We start from the raw sequence: 19739 nt of genomic DNA, 5'->3' as shown, positions 1-19739 counted from the left end.
AGCATGAAGTTCAACCTGGCAGACGTGTTCGAGACCGTCGCCGACTCTGTGCCCGAGCGCATCGTCCTCACCTGGGAGGGCGAGGACATCAGTTACGCGGAGCTGGACGGTCTGGCGAACCAGGTTGCGCACAACTTCGCCGCACACGGTGTCGGCAAGGACGACAACGTCGCGCTGTACCTGAAGAACAGCGTCGAGCACGTGACCTCGCTGATCGGCCTGATCAAGATCCGCGCCGTCCCGGTGAACGTCAACTACCGCTACACCGACGCCGAGCTCGAGTACATCTTCGACAACTCCGACTCCGCGGCCATCGTCGTGGAACTGCCCGAACACCAGCGCAGTGTCGCCGAACTGATGCCGAAGCTGCCGCTGTTGCGGACCGTGTTCGTGATCGGCGACGTCGTCGACGAGCTCACCGAGGCCGCCGCGGCCCTGGAGGGCCGCACCGTCGAGATAGTCGACTTCGACGAGTACAAGGGCAAGCCCGCCGAGCGCGACTTCTCCGCGCGCACCGGCGAAGAGATCTACATGATCTACACCGGCGGCACCACCGGGTACCCGAAGGGCGTCATGTGGCAGCACGACGACTTCTTCCGCAAGCCGATCTCCGGCGGCAACCCGTACGGCCCGCCGCGCGCCGACCTCGACGAGCTGTCGCGCGAGGTGAAGAACTTCCCGTCGATGTCGTTCCTGATCGCGGCGCCGCTGATGCACGGCGCGGCGTCGTACTCGCTGTTCACGTTCATCTCCCTCGGCAGCCGACTCATCCTCGAACGTGACTTCAACGCCGAGAAGATGATCCGCAACATCGGCCGCGACAAGACGCAGATGATCCTCATCGTCGGCGACGCCATGGGCATGCCGCTGGCCGAGCAGATGGAACTGCAGAAGGACACCGCCGACTTCTCGACCCTGTTCTCGGTCACGTCGGGCGGCGCGTTGTGGAGCCAGAGCGTCCGCGACCGCATGCTCGCGGTGAAGCCCGACCTGCTCCTGCGCGACAACTTCGGCGCGTCCGAGTCGGGCAACGACGGCGAGATCAAGATGGACGAGAACGGCAACCTGATGGTTCCGCCGACCGACCGCATGATGGTCGTCGACGAGCGGTTCCAGCGGATCACCACGCCGAACGAGGTCGGTCACATCGCCCGCATCGGCAACATCCCGCTCGGCTACTACAAGGACCCGGAGAAGACGGCGCGCACGTTCCCGACCCTCGAGGACGGCACGCGCATCTCGGTGCTCGGCGACATGGGCTACGTCCGCGAGGACGGCAGCATCATCTTCCTCGGCCGCGGCAGCCAGTGCATCAACACCGGCGGCGAGAAGGTGTACGCGGAAGAGGTCGAGGGCGCGCTGCACGGGCACCCGGCGATCGCCGACGCGCTCGTCGTCCCCGCCCCGGACGCGAAGTACGGTCAGCGGGTCGCCGCCGTCGCCTCGCTGAAGCCGGGCTTCGACGAGCCGAGCCTGGAAGACGTCCAGGAGCACTGCCGCAAGACCCTCGCCCGCTACAAGGTCCCGCGCACCGTCGTCTTCGTCGACGAGGTCAAGCGCACGCCCGCGGGCAAGGCCGACTACAAGTGGGCCAAGTCGACGGCCGCCGACGCCGTGCAGCCCGTCTGACCTCGTCCTTTTCGGTCCGGCCGCCGCGCAGTCAATCTGCTCGGCGGCCGGTGCGTTTGTGCCCGATCGTGGTGGGGAATCGGGTGCGGACGGAGCTTGCTTGTACTGTTACGACGCCTCCCTACCCCACGAACGGATTGCATTGATGCGTACTCGTCTCCTGTTCATCGTCCCCGTCATCGCGGGCGCCGCCCTGCTCGGGGCCTGTGGTTCGGACGACTCCGGGTCCAGTCCGGAGCGGACGGCGTACCTGCAGGCGATCAAGGACGCCGACGTGACGTTCCCGGACGACGATGCCGCCGTCGCCGCTGGTGAGCAGGCGTGCGCCGACCTCAAATCGGGTAAGGCGATGGTCGCCGTCGCCGCCGACGTCGAGGGCCAGGACGCGGGCAAGGGCGCCGCGGTCGTCGGCGCGGCCACCGGCTCGCTGTGCCGCGATCAGCTGTCCAAGCTCATCCCGTCCATCCCCGGAGTCCCGCCGCTCGACGAATAGCTCCTACTCGGGCAGATCGGCGCGTTGCCGCAGCGTCCCTTCGGGTCCCATCTCGATGACGGTGTCGATGCCGATCCGGCGTAGGAAGTCGTTGTCGTGGCTGACGACGATCAATGCGCCGCGGTAGGCGTCCAACGCCTCCGCGAGATGTTCGACGCTGGCGACGTCGAGGTTGTTGGTCGGTTCGTCGACGATCAGCACGTGGCTCGGCGGCTGCGCGAACAGCAGTGTCGCCAGCGACACCCGGAAACGTTCGCCGCCCGACAGCGTCGACACCGGGCGGTCGGCCGCCGCGCCGCGGATCAGCAGGCGTGCGAGCCGGTTCCGGACGTCGCCGGGTTCGGAGTCGGGTGCGACGGCCTGCACGTTCTGTACGGCGCTCGCCGCGTCGTCCAATCCGTCCAGACGCTGCGGCAGGTAGCCGAAGCGGTCGGTGAGCAGCGTGCACGATGCGGTCGGCGACCCGGACACGAGCTGCCTGAGCAGCGTCGTCTTGCCCGAGCCGTTCGGTCCGACGATCGCGACGCGTTCGGGTCCGGCGATCACGATGTCGCCGGCGGCGCCGCCGCGGAACTCGGCGATCCGTCTGCTGCGCGGCAGCGCCGGGTCGGGGAGTTCCATGCGGATGTGATCGTCGTCGCGTACGCGTGCGTCCGCCGTGTCGAGGGCCGCCTGCGCGTCGGCGATCTTGTCGTCGAGCGTCGTCCGCAACGATCCGGCGGACTCCTGCGCCTTACGTTTGCGTTTGCCTGCCAGGATCTTCGGCAGGCCGCCGTCCGCCTGCGCCTTCTTGCCGACCTTCGCGCGGTGAGCCAATCGTGTCTCTGCCTCGACCCGTTGCCTCTTCTCGGCTTTGAGGGTCTGTTGCGCCGTGCGTGCGGCCTGCTCCGCCGCGGTCTGCTCGGCGTCCAAGTGCGCACGCCATTCGCTGTACGGCCCGCCGAAGACGGTCACCTCGCCGTTGTAGAGCTCGGCGGTGGAGTCCATGTGCTCGAGCAGTTCCAGATCGTGGCTGACGACGATCAACGTGCCGGGCCAGTCGTCGATCATGGCGGCGAGCGTGGCCCGCGTCGGCCGGTCGAGATTGTTCGTCGGCTCGTCGAGCAACGTGATCGGAGTGCGACGCAGGGCCAGACCGGTGACGGCGATGAGCATCGCCTCGCCGCCGGACACGTCGGCGACTCGCCGGTCGAGGTCGTCGGCGCTGAATCCGATCCGGTCGAGGGCCTGCGCGGCGCGGGCCTCGATGTCCCAGTCGTCGCCGACGGTCTCGAAGTGGACCTCGTCGACCTCGCCCGCCTCGATGGCCCGGAGTGCGGCGAGCGTCCGGCTGATGCCGAGCAGCTCGGCGACAGTCGTCTCCGTCGTGAGGGTGAGAGTCTGGGGCAGATAACCGACGTCGCCGGCGGTGTCGATGCGACCCGCCGTCGGAGTGAGCAGGCCCGCGATCAGCCGGAGGAGGGTCGACTTGCCCGACCCGTTGCGTCCGACGAGGCCGGTACGGCCTTGTGTGAACGTCCCGTCGACGTCCGACATGGCGATGGCGCCGTCGGGCCACGCGAAAGTCAGGTCGCGCAGGGTGACGGCGGCATTGTGGGGTGATGACATGTGGAGACGACTCGTTTCGTCGTGGGTGGCCGAGAATGTGTGTGATTCGGATGCCCACCACGACAGGACCGTCCGTGCCGGACGGCGTACCAGGTACGTCGGTGTGGTCAGCCGCCGGAACTCGGCGGCCGGACATCCTCGATCAACAACTCCACGTCGGCGACCCTACCCGACGACTCGTCCCGCCACATCCGATATTTCGGTCGGGAGGCGTGGAGCCGGGGACGACGGCGCTCGGTGAATGCTGCGAGCCTTCCTCGACGTCGTCCGTTCGGGTCGGCTCAGGCGTCGTCGGAACGGGATGCGACGGCTTGGAGCAGGATCAAGGCGATGTCGTTGGGGTCGCGGGCGACGAACGACTTGCCTCCGGTGGCGTCCGAGATCTTCTTCAGCGCGTCGACGTCGGCGTCCTCGGAGATGCCGATCGTGATGATCGGGATCCGCCGGGCCGGGTTCTTCAAGATGGTCAGCTGTGACACGAGCTGATCGAGGGTGATGCTCTTCGAGACCTCATTGCGGCCGTCGGTCATCAGGATGACCGAGTTGGAGAACGCCGGGTCGTACGAGTCGTAGACCGCCTTGAACGCGGCGAGCGCCGTGTCGTAGAGGCCCGTGCCGCCGTGCAGGTCGCTCAGGCTGCTGTTGATGGCGGCGCTGAACAACTGGCGGTTGGACGTCCCGTCGGTGTTGCCCGCGATCGGGACGATCGGCATCACTTCCTTGTAGGGGATGCCGGGGCCGCCGCGGTCGCTGCTGAACACCCAGTAGCCGAGTTCGGTGTTCCGCGGGAACTTCGTCAGGCCGAGGACGGACGCGTCGCGGAGCAGGTCGGCGCGCGACCGTCCGCCGGCTTGACGCTTCATCGATCCCGAGACGTCCTGGACGACGAGCGTCCGGATCGGGAGGGTGAGCGCGGTCCACTTGCGTTGGATGTTGTCGACGAACTCGCGGGCAGGCTGTTTGACGAGGGGGACGGTGCCGAGGCCGGCCTTGTCGGGGAGCGGGGTGCCGTCGGCCGGCCGGATGTCGGCGGCCTGCTGGATCCGCTTGCCCTCGTCGGTCTTCAGGACGTCGGTGAGGGCGACGATCGCGTCGTCGGCCGGCCCGTGCCGGTCGCCCTGGGCGACGTTGGCGATGCGGTAGTCGAGGTTCACGGTGCCGTTGGCGGGGATCTTGGCGTCGACGGCTGCGTCGGGGTTCGCGTCCTTGAACTTGGCGTAGGTGCGTTCGGACGCCAACGCCAGCGACGGCTCGTCGCTCGCGGCCATCGCCTTGAGGTCGGGCGCGCCGTCCTCGTCGTTCATGCGGAGCGCACGGGTGGTGAGGGCGTCGATGAGCTGCTGATGCGTCATCTTGCCTGCCTCCATCTCGGAGAGCGCCCCGATGACGGCCGCGTTGCTGACGTCGCTCTTGGCGGGCGGGTCGACCCGCAGTTTCGGCATCGTCATGATCGCCGACCATGACGGCAGGTCGGGCAGGGCGTGGCCCGCGACGAGGATGGGCGACGTGCCGATCGACGGGCCGATGTCCGACCAGGTGCGGCCGAGGGTGTTGGCGACCTGACGCACACGGGACGGGGACTCGGCGACCCAGATGTCGGGGGCGTCGGCCTGTGTGAGGCGTTCGTTCACATGGCTGGCGGGGACCGCTTCGACGGTGTACTTGAAGCACGAGTTCTGCCCGGCCTGATCGGCGAGCTGGGTCACGTAGTCGCCGAGGTCGCCCTCGGCGATCACCGAGACGTCGCGGACGTCGCCGCAGCCGCTGTGCTTGGCGTCCCACACCGCGTACACGCCGCCCGCAAGGACGACGACGAGTCCGGCGGCGACGGCGGTCCGCAGTCCGCGTCGGGGAGTCGGGTGCTCCGACGGTCGATCCACGGCGGGCGCCGACGCGGTGTGGTGTTGGCCCATGGTCTCGACGTCTCCTTCAGGAATTGCTGAATGCGAACGAGGCTAGCCCATGGCGGTGGGGGGCGACACATTACCACCGTCTTTGGGCTCATTCACGGCGATGGCGGCGTGTCGTCGCCGTCATCGTCCGGCGCGCTGTGAGACGACTTACGCTCGTCGACGAGCCCGCGCTCGTACGTCGTCCGTTCGGACGATCCGGCGACGGCGCGCACTTGGTCGGGGACGGCCAGCCTCATGACCAGGTCGCGGACGGTCTGCGGCAGGATTCCGGCCACCGCGACGAGCGGCCCGACCCGGCCGGGCACCCACACGTGGAATCGTCGACCGCCTATCGCGCCGACGACGGCCCCGGCCACGTCGTCGGGCGTCATGGCGGGCACGGATCCGCTCTCGGTTCCGGCTGCGAGTTCGGTGTCGACGACGGTGGGCATCACCACCGTCACGGTGACCCCGGTGCCGCGAAGTTCCTCGCGGACACCGGTGAGGTAGCCGAGGACACCGTGTTTGGTGGCCGCGTACGTGGCTTCGCCGGGCGGTGCGAGACGCGACGCCGCCGACGCCACGGTGACGATCTGGCCCGCACCGCGGTCGCGCATGGCCGGTGCCGCCAGGCGGACGCCGCGGATCACGCCGAGCAGATTGACGGCGACCATCGCCTCGGCGGCCGCGGTCGGTTCGGCGTCGAACGGCCCGACCCACATGACGCCCGCATTGTTGACGAGGACGTCGAGCGGGCCGAGGTCGGCCCGCACGGAGGTCAGGAACGCGTCGAACGACGCGTCGTCCGTCACGTCGAGCGGATAGGCGCGGATTCCGGGGATGTCGGCGGCGGGAGCGAGGTCGCCGATGGCGACTCGCGCGCCCTCGTCGGCGAGGCGACGCGCGATCGCCAGTCCGATCCCGCGTCCGCCCCCGGTCACGGCGATCACGAGGCCGGAGACGGACGACCGGTTGCGGAGGTTCAGGCGCATCCGTCCATCGTGCTGGGCCGGAGCGGCCGTGTCGAGTGCCTGTCCGAAACGTTCATGACCGCGGCGGCGGTGCGGGCTAGCGTGAGCGCATGACTTCCGCACCGCGCCTGAACGCCGTTGGCATCGTCTGCGACGACCTGCAGACCACGCTCGCCTTCTACCGTCTCCTCGGGCTCGACATCCCGACCGTGCCCGACGACGCACCGCACGTCGAGGCCGACGTCGGCGGGTTCCGAGTCATGTTCGATCCGGTGTCGACCGTGTACTCGTTCGACCCGGACTGGGTGCGTCCGCCTGCGGGATCGTCGGCGATGAGCCTCGCGTTCGAATGCGCGTCGCCCGCCGACGTCGACGCGGTGGTCGGACAGTTGGCGGGCGTCGGAGGACAGGTCGTGAGAGAACCGTTCGACGCGGCGTGGGGCCAGCGGTACGCGACGGTCCGCGATCCCAACGGCAACGAGGTGGACGTCTACGCCTGGGCGTGACGAAACTCGGCGGGTCGTCTGCCGGTGAGGCGGACGACGTCCCGGTACAGGTGGGCGTAGTCGGCGTACCCGGCGGCCGCGGCGGTGTCGGACAGGTCGACGCCGCTTCGGACGAGGTCGATGGCCCGCCCCGCTCGCAGGATCACCTGGAGTCGGCGCGGACCGTAGCCGAACGCGGCGCACGCTCGACGATGGAGGGTGCGTTCGCTGACGCCGAGCCGATCGGCGATGTCGGCCACCGGAACGCCGTCGGCGAGCGCGCCGACCACCAGCGGAACCCACGGTTCGACGGTCAGCCGCGCCGCCGCGTCGGCGATGTCGTCCAGCCGCAGTCGTGGCACGGCCGCGAGTCGTTGTCGTGGCACGACGTCGGCGAGCGGGACCAGTTCGTCGGTCAGTTCGTCGGCGGGCACGCAGAGCAGGGCGGGCAGCACCCCGGGGTCGAATCGGACGCCGGAGACCGTCGAGCCCGCGGGCCGGACGACCTGTCGAGGTCCGGTGTCGGGGCCCGCGACGTGGACGACGCCGTCCGCGTCCCACACCAGGTCCATGCACCCGTCCGGGTAGACGAGGACGGGATCGTCGGTCATCCGGTGCGACCAGGCCTGCACGCGCGGCACCGTCAGTCCTGTGGAGCCGCGAGCTCGCGAGGGGCGAACCAGCCCAGGAAGACCGCCCCCGCCGCGAGCACGCACCCGAGGACCAGGCAGGCCGTCTGCATCGGCGGCGAGAACGCGTCCCGTGCGCCCGAGGCGATCTGTTCCGCGAGCTGCGGCGCCGTGGACTGCAGTTGCTCGCTCACCTTGACCGCGCCCGCGAGCGACCCGCGGATCGCCTCGTCGGCCACCGTCGCGGCCGAGGGGTCGATCGTTCCGATCCCGGCCTTCGCGGCGTCGGCCGTCGGGCCGATCCGGTCCTCGTAGCCCGCGGCCATGATGCTGCCGGCCAGCGCGATTCCGATGGCGGCTCCCAATTCGCGGGCGGTGTCGTTGACGGCCGATCCGACGCCCTGGTTGTCGAGCGGCGTGTTCGACATGATCGCGGTCGTCGACGGGGCCGTCGCCAGTCCGATGCCGATCGCGCAGGTCCCGAGCAGGACCCCGACCTTCCAGTAGGCGTCGGTCTCGACGACGCCGAGCAGGATCACGCCGAGCGCCGCGATCGCGATGCCGACGCCGAGGACCACGCGCAGCGAGTACCGCACGGCCAGCCAGTTGCCGATCATGGCGAAGAAGCCGACGCCCGCGACCATCGGGAACAGGGCGACGGCCGATTTGAGCGGTGAGTACCCGAACACCAGTTGGAGTTGCTGCAGCACCAGGAAGAAGACGCCGAACGAGGCCAAGAACTGTAGGGCCACTGACAGCGAACCGGACGCGAACGAGCGGTTGCGGAACAGGTCGACGTCCAGCAGCGGATGGGTGCGCCGATGCTCGATCATGATGAACGCGGCGACCAGTGCGGCTCCGCCGACAAGACAGACGAGGATCAACGGATCGGTCCACCCGCGGTGCGGAGCCTCGAGGAGCCCGAAGACGACGGCCGCGACCGCCGCCATCGAGGTGAGCGAGCCGATCACGTCGAAGCGGCCGGGGTTCTCGTCCTTCGACGTCCCGATGGTCAGGGTGAGGGCGAACACGGCCGTCGTCGACACGGCGAATGTGATGAACACCGAATGCCAGTGGAAGAAGTTGAGCAGGACGCCGGTGACGAAGAAGCCCGCGATGGCTCCCGCGCCCGCGACGGCCGCCCACACGCTGATCGCGACGGCGCGCTTCTCCTTGGGCACGCCCGCGGTGATCAGGGACAGGGTGGTCGGCATGATCAGCGCGGCGCCCACGCCCGCCACGATCCGGGTGGCGATGAGCTGGGTCGGGGTGTCGACCCAGATCGCCGAGAGTGAGCCGACGCCGAAGATCACGAGACCGACGAGGAGAACGCCGCGTCGTCCCATCCGGTCGCCGATCGCGCCCGCCGGAAGCAGGACGGCGGCGAGGACTAAGGTGTAGCTGTCGAGGATCCACGTCATCTGCGAATTGGTCGATCCGGTGTCCACGGCGATGCCCGGCAGTGCCGTGTTCAGGGCGGCCATCGCGGCGACCACCAGGCTGACGGCGGCGCAGGCGATGAGGATGAGCCAGGCGGACCGGAACGTCATAGAGTCGTCATCTGATCGTTCGTCGACACGCAGCATCAGTTCACTCGTTTCATTTGTAACTTGTGTAACTCTAATAACACGGACTTGTAGCCGAACATGAGCGGAAGTGGAACATCATGGCCGTAGACCAGGTCGCAACGTCGTCGCAGGTCGACAATGCGCGTCTCCACATCGGGCGAGTGCTGATCCTGTTGGCCGGAGTGATCGGCGTGATCGCCGTGCTCCTGGTCATCGTCGCAAGCGCAGCCTGATTCATAACTGACATTACGACAGATGCCGCCCGAAGCCTAGGCTTCGAGCGGCATCTGGACCGGGACTGACAGGGGAGGGTCAGCCCGCGTACTTCTCGACGACGGCGCCCACCGCGGGGAGAGCGTCGACGACGTAGTTCTTGGCCTTGCCGCGAACGCTCTTGTACGCCTTCGCCAGTGCGCCGGGGGCGGTCTCGGTGCGGCTGTCGGTGATGGCGAGCAGGGCCTCCGCCGCGGCGTCGCCGTTGGCGGCCAGGTGGTCGCCGAAACTCCCGCCCGCGGGCTTGGAGTCCCAGAACGGCGACAGCGCCGTCATGAACTCGGGGAGCATACGGGTGACGGCGGTGACGACGATGCCCGGCTTGAACTTCTGTGCGGCGCCGTAGGCGGCCTTCAGCGCGGTGCCGGACAGGCCCGACTGCTTCTTCACCTCCGCGTCGATCACATCGGCGAAATCGGCGGCCATGGCCTCACGGTTGTCGTCGAGAACGGGAAGCAGAGACGTGGACATGCATGTCCTTTCGGTAGGTCTACGAAGTGCTGAAAACGACGTTGCCCAGGGCCGCGGCGCCGTCGCGTTCGACGACGCTCGTGGTCGCGAGCAGTCGTCCGCCATCTTCCCAGGCGTCGATCCGCAACGTCTCCCCGGGGAACACCACTCCGGCGAAAGTCACTGAGTAGTCGACGACCGCGGTTGCGTCACCTCCGTAGACGCCGTCGACGACCGCGCGCAGAACTGTGCCGTACGTGCACAAACCGTGCAGGATCGGCCGCGGGAAGCCCGCACCTGCGGCGAACGCGGGGTCGCTGTGCAGCGGATTGCGGTCGCCGCACAGGCGGTACAGCAGGGCCTGCTGCGGCAGCGTCGGGACCGTGATCACGTGATCGGGGGCCCGGTCCGGGTACTCGACGCGATTCGACGTGCCGCGGTCGCCGCCGAAGCCGCCCTCGCCCTTGGCGAAGATCGACGACCGCGCGGTCCACAGCGGCTCGCCGTTCTCGTCGACGGTCACCGCTTCCTGCACGATGACGGCCGCGGAGCCCTTGTCCTGCAGTTCGGCGATCCGGGTCCGGGTGGTCGCCGACCCGGACGCCGGGATCGGGCGGTGCACGCGCACCTGCTGGCTGCCGTGGACGACCTTCGCGAGGTCGATGTCGACACCGGGGAACACGACCTTCGGCGCCTCGGTGGCGAAGAAGTTCGCGGCCACGGTGGCGAACGACGGAAGGGTCTTGGGGGCCGCATCGTCGACGTACTGCAGTCCGACGACGTCCATCGGATCGGCGGCGGCTCCGACGGCGAGGTTGTACGACGCGATCTCGCGGGGCGTCCACGAGAACGACTGCTCGCCGAGGTCGGCTCCGAGGGCGATGCTGGGATCGATGGGCATGTCAGGCTCCCGCGCGGACGTCGTCGTTGTTGCGGGCCTTGGCCGCGGCGTCGAGCGCCGCGAGGTAGCCGAACACCATCGCGGGGCCGATCGTCGCGCCGGGGCCGGCGTACGTGTGGCCCATGACCGGCGCGCTGGTGTTGCCCGCGGCGTACAGGCCGTCGATGACGCTGCCGTCGGCGCGGAGTGCGCGTCCGGCGACGTCGGTGTCGACGCCGCCCTTGGTCCCGAGGTCGCCCGGTACCATCTTGACCGCGTAGAACGGGGCCTTGTCGACGACGCCGAGGTTCGGGTTCGGCTTGTTGGTCGGGTCGCCGTAGTAGTTGTCGTACCCGCTGACGCCGCGCCCGAACTCGGCGTCGACGCCGGTGCGGGCGAAGCCGTTGAAGCGCTCGGTGGTGGCCGTCAGCGCGTCCACCGGGACGCCCATCTTCTCGGCGAGTTCGGCGATGGTGTTCGCCTTGACGATCGCACCGGACTCGAGCCAGCTGCGCGGGATCGGCTGGCGCGCGGGCAGGCCCGCGAACAGGTAGCGGTTGCGGCAGCGCTGGTCCATCACCAGCCAGGCCGGGATGTTGGCGCCGGGGCCTTCGCCCTGGCCGAAGTCGCCGCCGTACATCTGGTGGCCCGCCTCGACGTAGGGGAGCGACTCGTTCATGAAGCGCACGCCGCGCTCGTTGACCATGAAGGTGCCGGGCACGTTGCGCTCGGACAGCGCGAACCACGGCCCCTTCGGCAGCGGGATGGTCGGACCCCACCAGGCGTCGTCCATCAGCGAGACGTCGGCGCCCGCGTCGAGGGCCGCGCGGATGCCGTCGCCGGCGTTCGACGCCGCGCCCGTGGTCCACTCGGTGCCGATCGGCGCCCGCTGGTACTGCGCACGCATCTCGGCGTTGTGGTCGAAGCCTCCGCTGGCGAGGATCACGCCGTACTTCGCGCGGATCTCGGCGGGGGCGCCGTCGGACTCGACACGCGCGCCGACGACCTTGCCGTCCTCGACGATCAGGCCGGTGAGCGGGGTGCTCAGGCGGATGTCGACGCCTGCCTTGCGGCAGCCGATCAGGAGTTCGGCGGCGAGCGCCGCGCCCATCGCGATCATCTTCTTGTTGCGGCTCTTGGACCAGGTGAAACGTCCGGCCACCTTCGCCATCTTCGCGATGCCGCGCCAGTGGCGCATGCCCACGTTCATCCACTTGTAGTCGCTCTGCAGCACCACCATGTTGAGCGGGGCCTTGGTGTACTGCGGGTGCAGCGTCGCCAGGTCGTCGCCCAGCAGGCGGGCGTCGAACGGGCGCGGTTCCACGCTGCGTCCGCCGACGCGTCCGCCGGGAGCCTCCGGGTAGTAGTCGGAGTAGCCCTTGACCCATTCCAGGTTCAGCGGGGAGTTCGCCATCAGATAGTCGAGCGCTTCGGGGCCGCGGTCGATGTAGGCGTCGATGCGGTCGGCGGGCGCGTGCTCGCCGATGATCGAGTGCACATACGTGCGGGCCGCGTCGACTGTGTCGTCGACGCCGTCGCGTTTGAGCACGCTGTTGTTGGGAATCCAGACGCCGCCGCCGGACCGGGATGTGGAGCCGCCCCAGTACGGGGACTTCTCGATCAGGACGGTGTTGAGGCCCTTCGTCTTCGCGGTGAGTGCGGCCGCCAGGCCCGCTCCGCCCGCTCCAACGACGATGACGTCGAACTCTTCGCTGGACATGTCTTTCCCTTCGCTTCGCGCGCAAAACTAGAACACGTTTCAGTACAGAGTAGACGAGGAGTCGCGTCGGGTCGATCCGACGGGGTGTCCGCCGATCGTGACCGGATGTTCGTCACGATCGGCGGAACCTGCCGCTGGGGTTATCCACAGACTTGGGCGACGGGTCGATTCGGGGTCTTTGCGGGCCATGCTGTGCTCATGGGGGAGAGCGATGTTGCTGCGCAGCGTGTCGAGTCGATGCTCCGAGAGCAGTCCGGAGTGATCAGTCGGAAGCAGGCATTGGAGTGCGGAGTCGACTCGGCCTTCGTCCGGAAGAAGGTCTACCGCCGAGAGTGGGTCAGGGTGTACCCGGGTGTGTACGTTGCGCACACTGGGTCGCTCACGTGGGAGCAGCGAGCCTGGTGCGCGGTTCTGGACGCGGCGCCGGCGGTGCTCGGATTTCAGTCAGCCGTCAGGGCGACGCTGGGATCGGGTGCCGAAACGGGGCCGATCCACATCGTCGTCGACAGCAAGCGCAGCGTGACGAAGCGGCCAGGGGTGGTCGTCCACTATCGGGTAGGGCTTGACGGAATCGCGATGTGGAACACGTCCCCGCCGAGAACGCGCGTCGAGCATGCGGTCCTGGACTGTGCGGCGTCGTGTCGGCGCGTCGTCGACCTCGTGGCGTGCCTCGCCGACCCCGTCCAGTCGCGAATCACCACGGCGGAACGACTCATCGCCGCATTGTCGAATCGGCCCTGCCTGAGGCAGGCGTCATTCATCATGAGAGTTCTGCTCGACGTCCACTCGGGCGTCTGTTCGACGCTTGAACATCGGTTCCTGACGCACGTTGAACGGGCTCACGGTCTCCCGTCACCACGCAGGCAGGTGCCGACCGCGGTCGGGAGGAGTGGCTTCCGGGATCATGAGTACCTCGAGTTCGGGCTCATTGTCGAACTGGACGGCCGCCTGGGCCACGACGATCCACTGTCGCGCGACGCGGACATGGAGCGAGACCTCGATGCAGCCGTCGGTGAGGACAAGCGAACCGTCCGAGTCGGATTCGGACAGGCGTTCGACCGCCCGTGCGTGACCGCTGCCAAGATCGCGCGCTTGCTGCAGCGGTTGGGGTGGCGAGGACGGCCTCATCCCTGTCGACGGTCAGACTGTGCTCTCCGCGAGAGTTTCCGCCGATGATTACCGGATGTTCGTCACGATCAGCGGAAACGGTCCGCGAAGCGGGGATCGGTGAGGAACCAGGGTTCGTCGGGTTCGGTGGTGCGGTGATCGCGGTCGTCGTCGCGCATGCGACGCATCAGGAGGAGCAGAAGAGGGAGAGACAGGACGTCGCCGAGGATCCACAGGACGCCCGCGCCGATCGTCTGGTCGGTTCTCGGACTCGGCCCCCAATCGCGATGCAGGCCCTGGTAGTACGCCGCCGCCAGCATCGGGCCCTGCCACAGGACCACGCCGAGCACTCCGTCGCCGAGCGACTCGCCGACGGTGATCAGCAACGACACTCCGGCGTGGCGACGCACGGGGACCGGGTCGATCTGGAGCCGCGCGTAGTAGTACAGCGAGCCGACGGCGACGAGCAGCAGCCCGGTCAGCGCGTCGACCGCGGCCGACTCCAGGACCGCCCGGTACCACGGTGTCAGGTACAGCAGCCACGGGACGCCGAGGAAGACAATCGACGTGACCTGCGGAGACGTCGCGACGCGGACCCCGCGCGTCCCGGCCGCGCGGAGGAGGAGGCGTCGGCCCCCGCGGCCGCTCGCGATCGCCGTCACCGGTCGCCCCGCGGCCAACAGCAGGGGGATCACCGTCAGCGAGACGACGACGCCGAGCGCCCGCGCCCAGAACAGCTGGCCGCCGAACACGCCGGGGAATCCACAGCCGACCCACAGCCACAGCGCGCAGCCCGACGTGAAGAACACGCGGTCGTGGAGCGGACGCGCACGGGCGACGACCGCATAGCCGCCGCCGACCACGACCACCGCGAGGACCGTGACGGCGTCGAACCGCCAGGCGTCGATCAGTGCGGCCGCAGTGAATTCGGGGACAGTCACATGCCTTCGGGGACGGAGGCGATGCAGATCGCGGACCCGAGCGGATCCTTGAACGACGCGAGGACGCCGAACGGGGTGTCGTCGGCCGGCATGAGGACGGCGCCGCCGAGCTCAACCACGCGGTCGAGCGTCGTCGGGACGTCGTCGACCGTGATGTACACCTGCCAGAACGACGGGTGGCCCTCGCCGAGCATGCCGGCCGCCGCCATGATTCCGGCCTGCGCTTCGCCGCCGATGAGGACCTGCGAGTACTGGCCGGGCCCGCCCTCGGTTCCCTCCCCGATCTCGGTGAGCGTCCAGCCGAAGGTCGTCTCGTAGAAGGCCTTCGACGCGTCGTAGTCCATGCTCATCTCGTCGAACCAGTACGGAGCCCCCGGTTCGCCCATCGTCGAGAAGCCGGCGTGCGTGCCCGGCTGCCAGAGGCCGAAGGCCCCGCCGGCCGGGTCGGCGAGGACCGCCATCGAACCGAGGTCGCCGATCTGCATCGCGGATGCGATCACCGTTCCGCCCGCGGCCTCGGCGGCCTCGAGGGTGGCCGGGATGTCGTCCGAGCGGAAGTAGACCGTCCACACGTCGGCCGGTCCGCCGTCCTGCGCGGGTCCGAGTCCCGCGACGAGCGCGCCGTCGCGCCGGAAGTTCTGATAGCCGCCGAATTCGGCGGACGGCTCGTCGGCGGTCCACCCGAACAGCGTGGTGTAGAAGTCGGCGGCCCGGCCGGGGTCGCTGGACGCGAGGTCGAACCAGATCGGCGCGGTGGACGCCGGGGTGTGTGCGGGCATGGTGGACTCCTCTGCTGGGAAGCGGATCACTGTCGATTGTTCGCCCCACAGGCCGCCGCGTCCAGAGTCTTCAGGAACCCCCAAGGTTGGTGGCGGATACTCGTGCGGTGCACTGTGGGCCCGCCCGGTGCGGGCGAGCGACGAGGTGATCAGTGCGACGTGCAACAGGTGTCCGGCCGACCGCGGGCGACGTGGTCCGGCAGCGTCGAGCCCGCGGTGATCACGTTCCGACGTGGACCGTTCGGCGGCCGCGCAAGCGCGCGAGCGGGCTGCTGTGGACGGCCCGAGTCGGCGTCGCATTGGCGTCGTGCGTCGCGGTCACCGCCACCGGACTCGTCTGGGCCGAGACCGCCGACCTCGCCGACGGTTTCACGACGTCGTCGGCCCTCGGCGTCGACGCTCCGCACTCGTCGGGCGGTGCGGAGAACATCCTGCTGATGGGTCTCGACACCCGCAAGGACCAGAACGGGCAGGACCTGCCCGCCGACATCCTGCAGCAGCTCCACGCGGGAGACAGCAGCGACGGCGGCTACAACACCAACACGATGATCCTCGTCCACGTCCCGGCCGACCGGAAGAACATCGTGGCGTTCTCGATCCCCCGCGACGACTACGTGAAGATGGATGGGCTCGACGTCACGGACGCCAAGATCAAGGAGGCGTACGGGCGACGCAAGGCGCAGACCGAGACCGACCTGCAGAACGAGGGCGTCACCGACCCTCACCAGTTGGAGACGAAGGGTCGCGAGGCGGGCCGCGCCCAGACGATCAGGACCGTCCGCGAACTGACGGGCGTCCCGATCGACAGGTTCGCCGAGGTCAGCCTCGTCGGATTCTACGATCTCGCGAAGGCTCTCGGCGGCGTGACGGTGTGCCTCAAGCACTCCGTCTCCGACAGCTACTCGGGTGCCCGCTTCGCCGCGGGAGTGCACACGTTGAACGCGAAGCAGTCGTTGGCGTTCGTCCGGCAGCGTCACGGACTCGACAACGGCGACCTCGATCGCACGCACCGTCAGCAGGCGTTCATGCTGTCCGTCCTCCACGAGCTCCGCGACGCGGGTACGTTCACCGATCTCGACAAGGTGAACGCCCTCGTCGACGCGGCCCAGCGCGACGTCGTCCTGTCCGACGGCTGGAATCTGGTCGACTGGATGCAGGAGATGGGGACCGTCGACGGTCAGAAGATCACCTTCACCACGCTGCCCGTGGTCCGGTATGACACCGTCAACGGCCAGGATGTGAACATCGTCGACCCGGAGGCGATCCGCACTCGCGTTCAGCGGGCGTTCGGCATGAAGCCGCACGCCGCGGCCCCGACGGCGTCCGCCGCCACGACGACGACCGACGCCACAACGGAATCGGGAGCGAGCGTCGACGCGCCCGCTCCCGATTCGGGCACCGCCGTGTCGAACTCCGACGGCGTGCCCTGCGTGAACTGATTCAGCCGGTCACCAGTAGCCGTCGGGGTCCTCCGCGGGCGACTGCTTCGGGATGATGCCCTCGGCGACGCCGTGGTCGATGCTCGCCGACATGCGCGGGCACGTCGGGAGCATCGCCGGATTGCCGCCGTCCGCGCGGATCTCGCGGATCGTCGCGCAGCGGTCGAGAGCGTCGTCGTTCCACTGCACGCTCGTGTGGTGCGGACTCGTCTTCTTGACGAGCACACATGCGTGACACGTCCGGCACTCGATCTCCGACATGCCGCCCGAGAGGTAGTGCTTGCGGTCGCGGGCGGTCGCCGCGGCGATCGCGGTGAGTCGTTCCGGATCGGCGGCGTAGTCGGGCGCCTTTGCCCAACTCATCAGACCGATGCGCCCTTGTCGGCCTCGGCCGCAGCCTTCTCCTCGGCCTGGGCCCGCAGGTTCTCCTGGACCTCGATGTTCCAGTTCTCCAGGGCCTTCTCGGTGTCGATCTCGTACTCGAAGCGGCCGACCATCTCATCGGTCACATCGTCGACGTCGACGTAGAACTGCTCATACCAGCGCCGCAGCTGGTAGACGGGGCCGTCCTCCTCGACGAGGAGCGGATTGTCGATGCGGGTCTTGTGCTTCCAGATCTCGACGTCCTGCATGAAGCCGACCTCGACGCCCTGAGTGATCTTCTTCGCCATCTTCGCGCCCTGCTCGGCCGAGAACCCCTCGGGGATCTTCGCCATGACGCCGAACATCAGCACGAACGAGTTCGAGTCGATGGGGTAGTGGCAGTTGGTGAGGATGGTCTCGACCGCGTACTCGCCGTAGTACTGGACCATCGGGTTCAGCATGTACGAGGGGCCGTAGTAGGCGGCGATCGACTCGAGGCGAGTGTCGCCGTACGCGGTCGACAATGCGATGTCGGGCCTGCCGTGCGAGTTCATGTACTGCGCGGCGGTCTCGCCCTCGAACACGTTCTTGAAGTAGTCGGGCAGGGCGTAGTGCACGTAGAAGAAGTGCGCCATGTCGACGACGTTGTCGATGATCTCGCGGCAGTTGGAGCCCTCGATGACGAGCTTGTTCCAGGTCCAGCCGGTCCACTGCTCGCCGCCGAACTCGGCGAGTTCGGGGATCACGACGTCTTCCGCGGGCGGATTGCCCTCGGGGTCGTTGTAGACGAACACCTGGCCGTTGCGGATCATCGTGTGCCACGTCCGGGTCTTCGCGAGCTTGGGGTGGCGCTTGGCGTAGGGGACGCCCGCGCAGCGACCCTTGCCGTTCCACTGCCAGCCGTGGAACGGGCAGGCGACGTTGTCGCCGCGGACCTTGCCCTGCGACAGGTCGGCGCCCATGTGGCGGCAGTAGGCGTCGAGGCACTTGATGTCGCCGTTGGTGTCGGCCCAGACGACGAGCTTGGTGCCGAAGATCTCCAACGAATGCGGCTTGCCGTCGGTGTACTCGTCGACGAGACCGATGCAGTGCCATCCGCGCGCGAAGCGCGTGGGCGGTGTGCCGGTGTCGATCTCGCGGATGCCGGTGTCAGTCATCTCATTGCTCCTGGTCGATGTCTGGTCATGGTCGATGTCTGCTCGTGATGAGTTCGATAGTAGAACATGTTCCACTCAAAACGAGAACGTGTTCTAATATTGGTCATCGACAGGCACTCAGCCGAGGAACAAGGAGAGTCACATGGGAGCACAGCGGAGCGAAGCCGCACAGCAGGTGCTGGACAAGATCGACGCGCTGTTGCCGGAGCTCGCACAGCGCGCACAGGACACCGAGGACGCACGACGCATCCCGGCCGAGGTCGCCGACCTTCTGGCCGAGACCGGCTTCTTCAAGCTCATGCAGCCCGCGCAGTGGGGCGGCTACGAGACCGACCCCGTCACCTTCTACGAGGCCGTCCGGCGCATCGCGACCGCCTGCGGTTCCACCGGCTGGGTGGCAGGCATCATCGGCATCCACAACTGGCACCTCGCGCTGTTCCCGCAGCAGGCGCAGGACGACGTGTGGGGCGAGGACACCAGCGTCCGCATCTCGTCGTCGTACGCGCCGATGGGCATGGGCGAGGTCGTCGAGGGCGGCTACAAGGTCAACGGCTCGTGGGCCTGGTCGTCGGGCTGCGACATCGCCGACTGGGTCGTCGTCGGCGGCCCCGTCTTCAAGGACGGCAAGCCGGTCGACTTCGTCAGCTTCCTGATCCCGCGCGGCGACTACACGATCAAGGACGTGTGGAACGTCGTCGGCCTGCGCGGCACCGGCTCCAACACCATCGAGGTCAAGGACGCGTTCGTCCCCAGCCATCGCATGCTGAGCTTCCGCACCATGAGCATGGGGCAGGCGCCCGGCCTGGAGAACAACACCGCGCCCGTCTACAAGATGCCGTGGGGCACCATCCACCCGTCGACCATCTCCACGCCGATCGTCGGCATGGCCTACGGCGCGTACACCGCGCACGTCGAGCACCAGGGCAAGCGCGTCCGCGCCGCCTACGCCGGTGAGAAGGCCAAGGACGATCCGTTCGCCAAGGTCCGCCTCGCCGCGGCCGCCAGCGACATCGACGCCGCATGGCGTCAGCTGTCGGGCAACCTGCAGGACGAGTACGACCTCATCCTCGCCGGCGAAGAGGTCCCGATGGAACTGCGCCTGGCCGCCCGCCGCGACCAGGTCCGCGCCACCGGCCGCGCCATCGCCTCGATCGACCTGCTGTTCGAGAATTCCGGTGCGCACGCCCTGGAGAACGGCACTCCGATCCAGCGCTTCTGGCGTGACGCCCACGCGGGCCGCGTCCACGCCGCCAACGATCCCGAGCGCGCCTACCAGGCGTTCGGCAACGGCGAGTTCGGCATCCCCATCGGCGACACGATGGTGTGACGGAGTCGAAACTACATTCACAAGGACA

Annotated in this window: 19 protein-coding genes and 1 pseudogene; 6 read left to right on the top strand and 14 right to left on the bottom strand. The window is 68.4% G+C overall.

The window, feature by feature from the left end; genetic code table 11:
• The first annotated feature begins 3 nt into the window (after positions 1-3).
• Together GYB83_RS08320 and GYB83_RS08315 are read left to right on the top strand one after the other, a co-directional pair.
• The gene (locus tag GYB83_RS08320; protein ID WP_161895043.1) at positions 4-1629 is read left to right on the top strand and encodes an AMP-binding protein; all 1626 of its coding nucleotides are present in this window, start codon (positions 4-6) and stop codon (positions 1627-1629) included.
• Positions 1630-1774: 145 nt separating this feature from the next.
• Positions 1775-2122: a DUF732 domain-containing protein gene (locus tag GYB83_RS08315; RefSeq protein WP_161895042.1), complete on the top strand. Its 348-nt coding sequence runs from the start codon at positions 1775-1777 to the stop codon at positions 2120-2122.
• Positions 2123-2125: 3 nt separating this feature from the next.
• On the opposite strand, the gene GYB83_RS24225 is transcribed toward GYB83_RS08315, so the two are convergent.
• The 4 genes and pseudogenes from GYB83_RS24225 to GYB83_RS08300 form a co-directional block, all read right to left on the bottom strand.
• Positions 2126-2743: an ATP-binding cassette domain-containing protein gene (locus tag GYB83_RS24225; RefSeq protein WP_443093431.1), complete on the bottom strand. Its 618-nt coding sequence runs from the start codon at positions 2741-2743 to the stop codon at positions 2126-2128.
• Positions 2744-3220: 477 nt separating this feature from the next.
• A pseudogene (locus tag GYB83_RS24085) lies at positions 3221-3730 on the bottom strand (ATP-binding cassette domain-containing protein); the annotation flags it as partial.
• 281 nt (positions 3731-4011) lie between these two features.
• A complete protein-coding gene (locus GYB83_RS08305; RefSeq protein WP_161895040.1) occupies positions 4012-5643 on the bottom strand; it encodes a substrate-binding domain-containing protein in 1632 nt (543 codons plus the stop codon).
• Positions 5644-5735: 92 nt separating this feature from the next.
• Positions 5736-6614 (bottom strand): SDR family NAD(P)-dependent oxidoreductase, encoded by an 879-nt coding sequence (locus GYB83_RS08300; RefSeq protein ID WP_161895039.1) that lies wholly within the window; start codon positions 6612-6614, stop codon positions 5736-5738.
• 89 nt (positions 6615-6703) lie between these two features.
• Between GYB83_RS08300 and GYB83_RS08295 the strand changes: the two genes are divergently transcribed.
• Complete coding sequence (locus GYB83_RS08295; RefSeq protein ID WP_161895038.1) at positions 6704-7099, top strand: VOC family protein; 396 nt, start codon at positions 6704-6706, stop codon at positions 7097-7099.
• Here the strand turns inward: GYB83_RS08295 and GYB83_RS08290 are convergent.
• Together GYB83_RS08290 and GYB83_RS08285 are read right to left on the bottom strand one after the other, a co-directional pair.
• Complete coding sequence (locus GYB83_RS08290) at positions 7084-7719, bottom strand: helix-turn-helix domain-containing protein (RefSeq protein WP_161895037.1); 636 nt, start codon at positions 7717-7719, stop codon at positions 7084-7086. The genes GYB83_RS08295 and GYB83_RS08290 overlap by 16 nt on opposite strands.
• Before the next feature lie 2 nt (positions 7720-7721).
• Positions 7722-9257, bottom strand: a complete 1536-nt coding sequence (locus GYB83_RS08285) for an MFS transporter (protein WP_186349743.1) — start codon at positions 9255-9257, stop codon at positions 7722-7724.
• Positions 9258-9373: 116 nt separating this feature from the next.
• Between GYB83_RS08285 and GYB83_RS23845 the strand changes: the two genes are divergently transcribed.
• Positions 9374-9508 (top strand): hypothetical protein, encoded by a 135-nt coding sequence (locus tag GYB83_RS23845; protein WP_267130321.1) that lies wholly within the window; start codon positions 9374-9376, stop codon positions 9506-9508.
• 79 nt (positions 9509-9587) lie between these two features.
• Here the strand turns inward: GYB83_RS23845 and GYB83_RS08280 are convergent, their stop codons facing one another.
• The 6 genes from GYB83_RS08280 to GYB83_RS08255 form a co-directional block, all read right to left on the bottom strand.
• On the bottom strand, positions 9588-10019 hold the full coding sequence (locus GYB83_RS08280) for a DUF6918 family protein (protein ID WP_161895035.1): 432 nt from the start codon (positions 10017-10019) through the stop codon (positions 9588-9590).
• Between the two features lie 19 nt (positions 10020-10038).
• Entirely contained in the window at positions 10039-10899 is an 861-nt protein-coding gene (gene chsH3, locus GYB83_RS08275) for an enoyl-CoA hydratase ChsH3 (protein ID WP_161895034.1), read from the bottom strand.
• Position 10900: 1 nt separating this feature from the next.
• Positions 10901-12598: a 3-oxosteroid 1-dehydrogenase gene (gene kstD, locus GYB83_RS08270; protein ID WP_161895033.1), complete on the bottom strand. Its 1698-nt coding sequence runs from the start codon at positions 12596-12598 to the stop codon at positions 10901-10903.
• An 852-nt stretch (positions 12599-13450) separates the two neighbouring features.
• Positions 13451-13726: a hypothetical protein gene (locus GYB83_RS23955; RefSeq protein ID WP_161895032.1), complete on the bottom strand. Its 276-nt coding sequence runs from the start codon at positions 13724-13726 to the stop codon at positions 13451-13453.
• Between the two features lie 68 nt (positions 13727-13794).
• On the bottom strand, positions 13795-14646 hold the full coding sequence (locus GYB83_RS08260) for a cytochrome c oxidase assembly protein (RefSeq protein ID WP_161895031.1): 852 nt from the start codon (positions 14644-14646) through the stop codon (positions 13795-13797).
• Positions 14643-15425 carry a VOC family protein gene (locus GYB83_RS08255; protein WP_161895030.1) on the bottom strand — a complete coding sequence of 261 codons (783 nt, stop codon included), beginning with the start codon at positions 15423-15425 and terminating at the stop codon, positions 14643-14645. Before GYB83_RS08255 ends, GYB83_RS08260 begins: the two co-directional genes overlap by 4 nt.
• A 152-nt stretch (positions 15426-15577) precedes the next feature.
• On the opposite strand from GYB83_RS08255, the gene GYB83_RS08250 reads away from it, so the two are divergent.
• Positions 15578-16864, top strand: coding sequence for an LCP family protein (locus GYB83_RS08250; protein ID WP_228461308.1), 1287 nt, complete (start codon positions 15578-15580; stop codon positions 16862-16864).
• A gap of 9 nt (positions 16865-16873) precedes the next feature.
• On the opposite strand, the gene GYB83_RS08245 is transcribed toward GYB83_RS08250, so the two are convergent.
• Entirely contained in the window at positions 16874-17227 is a 354-nt protein-coding gene (locus GYB83_RS08245) for a hypothetical protein (protein WP_161895029.1), read from the bottom strand.
• On the bottom strand, positions 17227-18384 hold the full coding sequence (locus tag GYB83_RS08240; protein ID WP_161895028.1) for a 3-ketosteroid-9-alpha-monooxygenase, oxygenase component: 1158 nt from the start codon (positions 18382-18384) through the stop codon (positions 17227-17229). Before GYB83_RS08240 ends, GYB83_RS08245 begins: the two co-directional genes overlap by 1 nt.
• Before the next feature lie 142 nt (positions 18385-18526).
• Between GYB83_RS08240 and hsaA the strand changes: the two genes are divergently transcribed.
• On the top strand, positions 18527-19711 hold the full coding sequence (hsaA, locus tag GYB83_RS08235; RefSeq protein WP_161895027.1) for a 3-hydroxy-9,10-secoandrosta-1,3,5(10)-triene-9,17-dione monooxygenase oxygenase subunit: 1185 nt from the start codon (positions 18527-18529) through the stop codon (positions 19709-19711).
• Positions 19712-19739 lie beyond the last annotated feature (28 nt).

The organism is Gordonia spumicola, assembly GCF_009932475.1.
GTDB classification, from domain to species: domain Bacteria; phylum Actinomycetota; class Actinomycetes; order Mycobacteriales; family Mycobacteriaceae; genus Gordonia; species Gordonia spumicola.
Note: the sequence above shows the minus strand (reverse complement) of the source record. Positions and strands in the feature narration are given on the sequence as shown.

What these genes read in the sequence shown, in the direction of transcription:
- GYB83_RS08320 (WP_161895043.1), top strand. Translation starts at nt 4, where the DNA reads ATGAAGTTCAACCTGGCAGACGTGTTCGAGACCGTCGCCGACTCTGTG.
- GYB83_RS08315 (WP_161895042.1), top strand. Translation starts at nt 1,775, where the DNA reads ATGCGTACTCGTCTCCTGTTCATCGTCCCCGTCATCGCGGGCGCCGCC.
- GYB83_RS24225 (WP_443093431.1), bottom strand. Translation starts at nt 2,743, where the DNA reads ATGGAACTCCCCGACCCGGCGCTGCCGCGCAGCAGACGGATCGCCGAG.
- GYB83_RS08305 (WP_161895040.1), bottom strand. Translation starts at nt 5,643, where the DNA reads ATGGGCCAACACCACACCGCGTCGGCGCCCGCCGTGGATCGACCGTCG.
- GYB83_RS08300 (WP_161895039.1), bottom strand. Translation starts at nt 6,614, where the DNA reads ATGCGCCTGAACCTCCGCAACCGGTCGTCCGTCTCCGGCCTCGTGATC.
- GYB83_RS08295 (WP_161895038.1), top strand. Translation starts at nt 6,704, where the DNA reads ATGACTTCCGCACCGCGCCTGAACGCCGTTGGCATCGTCTGCGACGAC.
- GYB83_RS08285 (WP_186349743.1), bottom strand. Translation starts at nt 9,257, where the DNA reads ATGACGTTCCGGTCCGCCTGGCTCATCCTCATCGCCTGCGCCGCCGTC.
- GYB83_RS23845 (WP_267130321.1), top strand. Translation starts at nt 9,374, where the DNA reads ATGGCCGTAGACCAGGTCGCAACGTCGTCGCAGGTCGACAATGCGCGT.
- GYB83_RS08280 (WP_161895035.1), bottom strand. Translation starts at nt 10,019, where the DNA reads ATGTCCACGTCTCTGCTTCCCGTTCTCGACGACAACCGTGAGGCCATG.
- chsH3 (WP_161895034.1), bottom strand. Translation starts at nt 10,899, where the DNA reads ATGCCCATCGATCCCAGCATCGCCCTCGGAGCCGACCTCGGCGAGCAG.
- kstD (WP_161895033.1), bottom strand. Translation starts at nt 12,598, where the DNA reads ATGTCCAGCGAAGAGTTCGACGTCATCGTCGTTGGAGCGGGCGGAGCG.
- GYB83_RS23955 (WP_161895032.1), bottom strand. Translation starts at nt 13,726, where the DNA reads ATGAGGCCGTCCTCGCCACCCCAACCGCTGCAGCAAGCGCGCGATCTT.
- GYB83_RS08255 (WP_161895030.1), bottom strand. Translation starts at nt 15,425, where the DNA reads ATGCCCGCACACACCCCGGCGTCCACCGCGCCGATCTGGTTCGACCTC.
- GYB83_RS08245 (WP_161895029.1), bottom strand. Translation starts at nt 17,227, where the DNA reads ATGAGTTGGGCAAAGGCGCCCGACTACGCCGCCGATCCGGAACGACTC.
- GYB83_RS08240 (WP_161895028.1), bottom strand. Translation starts at nt 18,384, where the DNA reads ATGACTGACACCGGCATCCGCGAGATCGACACCGGCACACCGCCCACG.
- hsaA (WP_161895027.1), top strand. Translation starts at nt 18,527, where the DNA reads ATGGGAGCACAGCGGAGCGAAGCCGCACAGCAGGTGCTGGACAAGATC.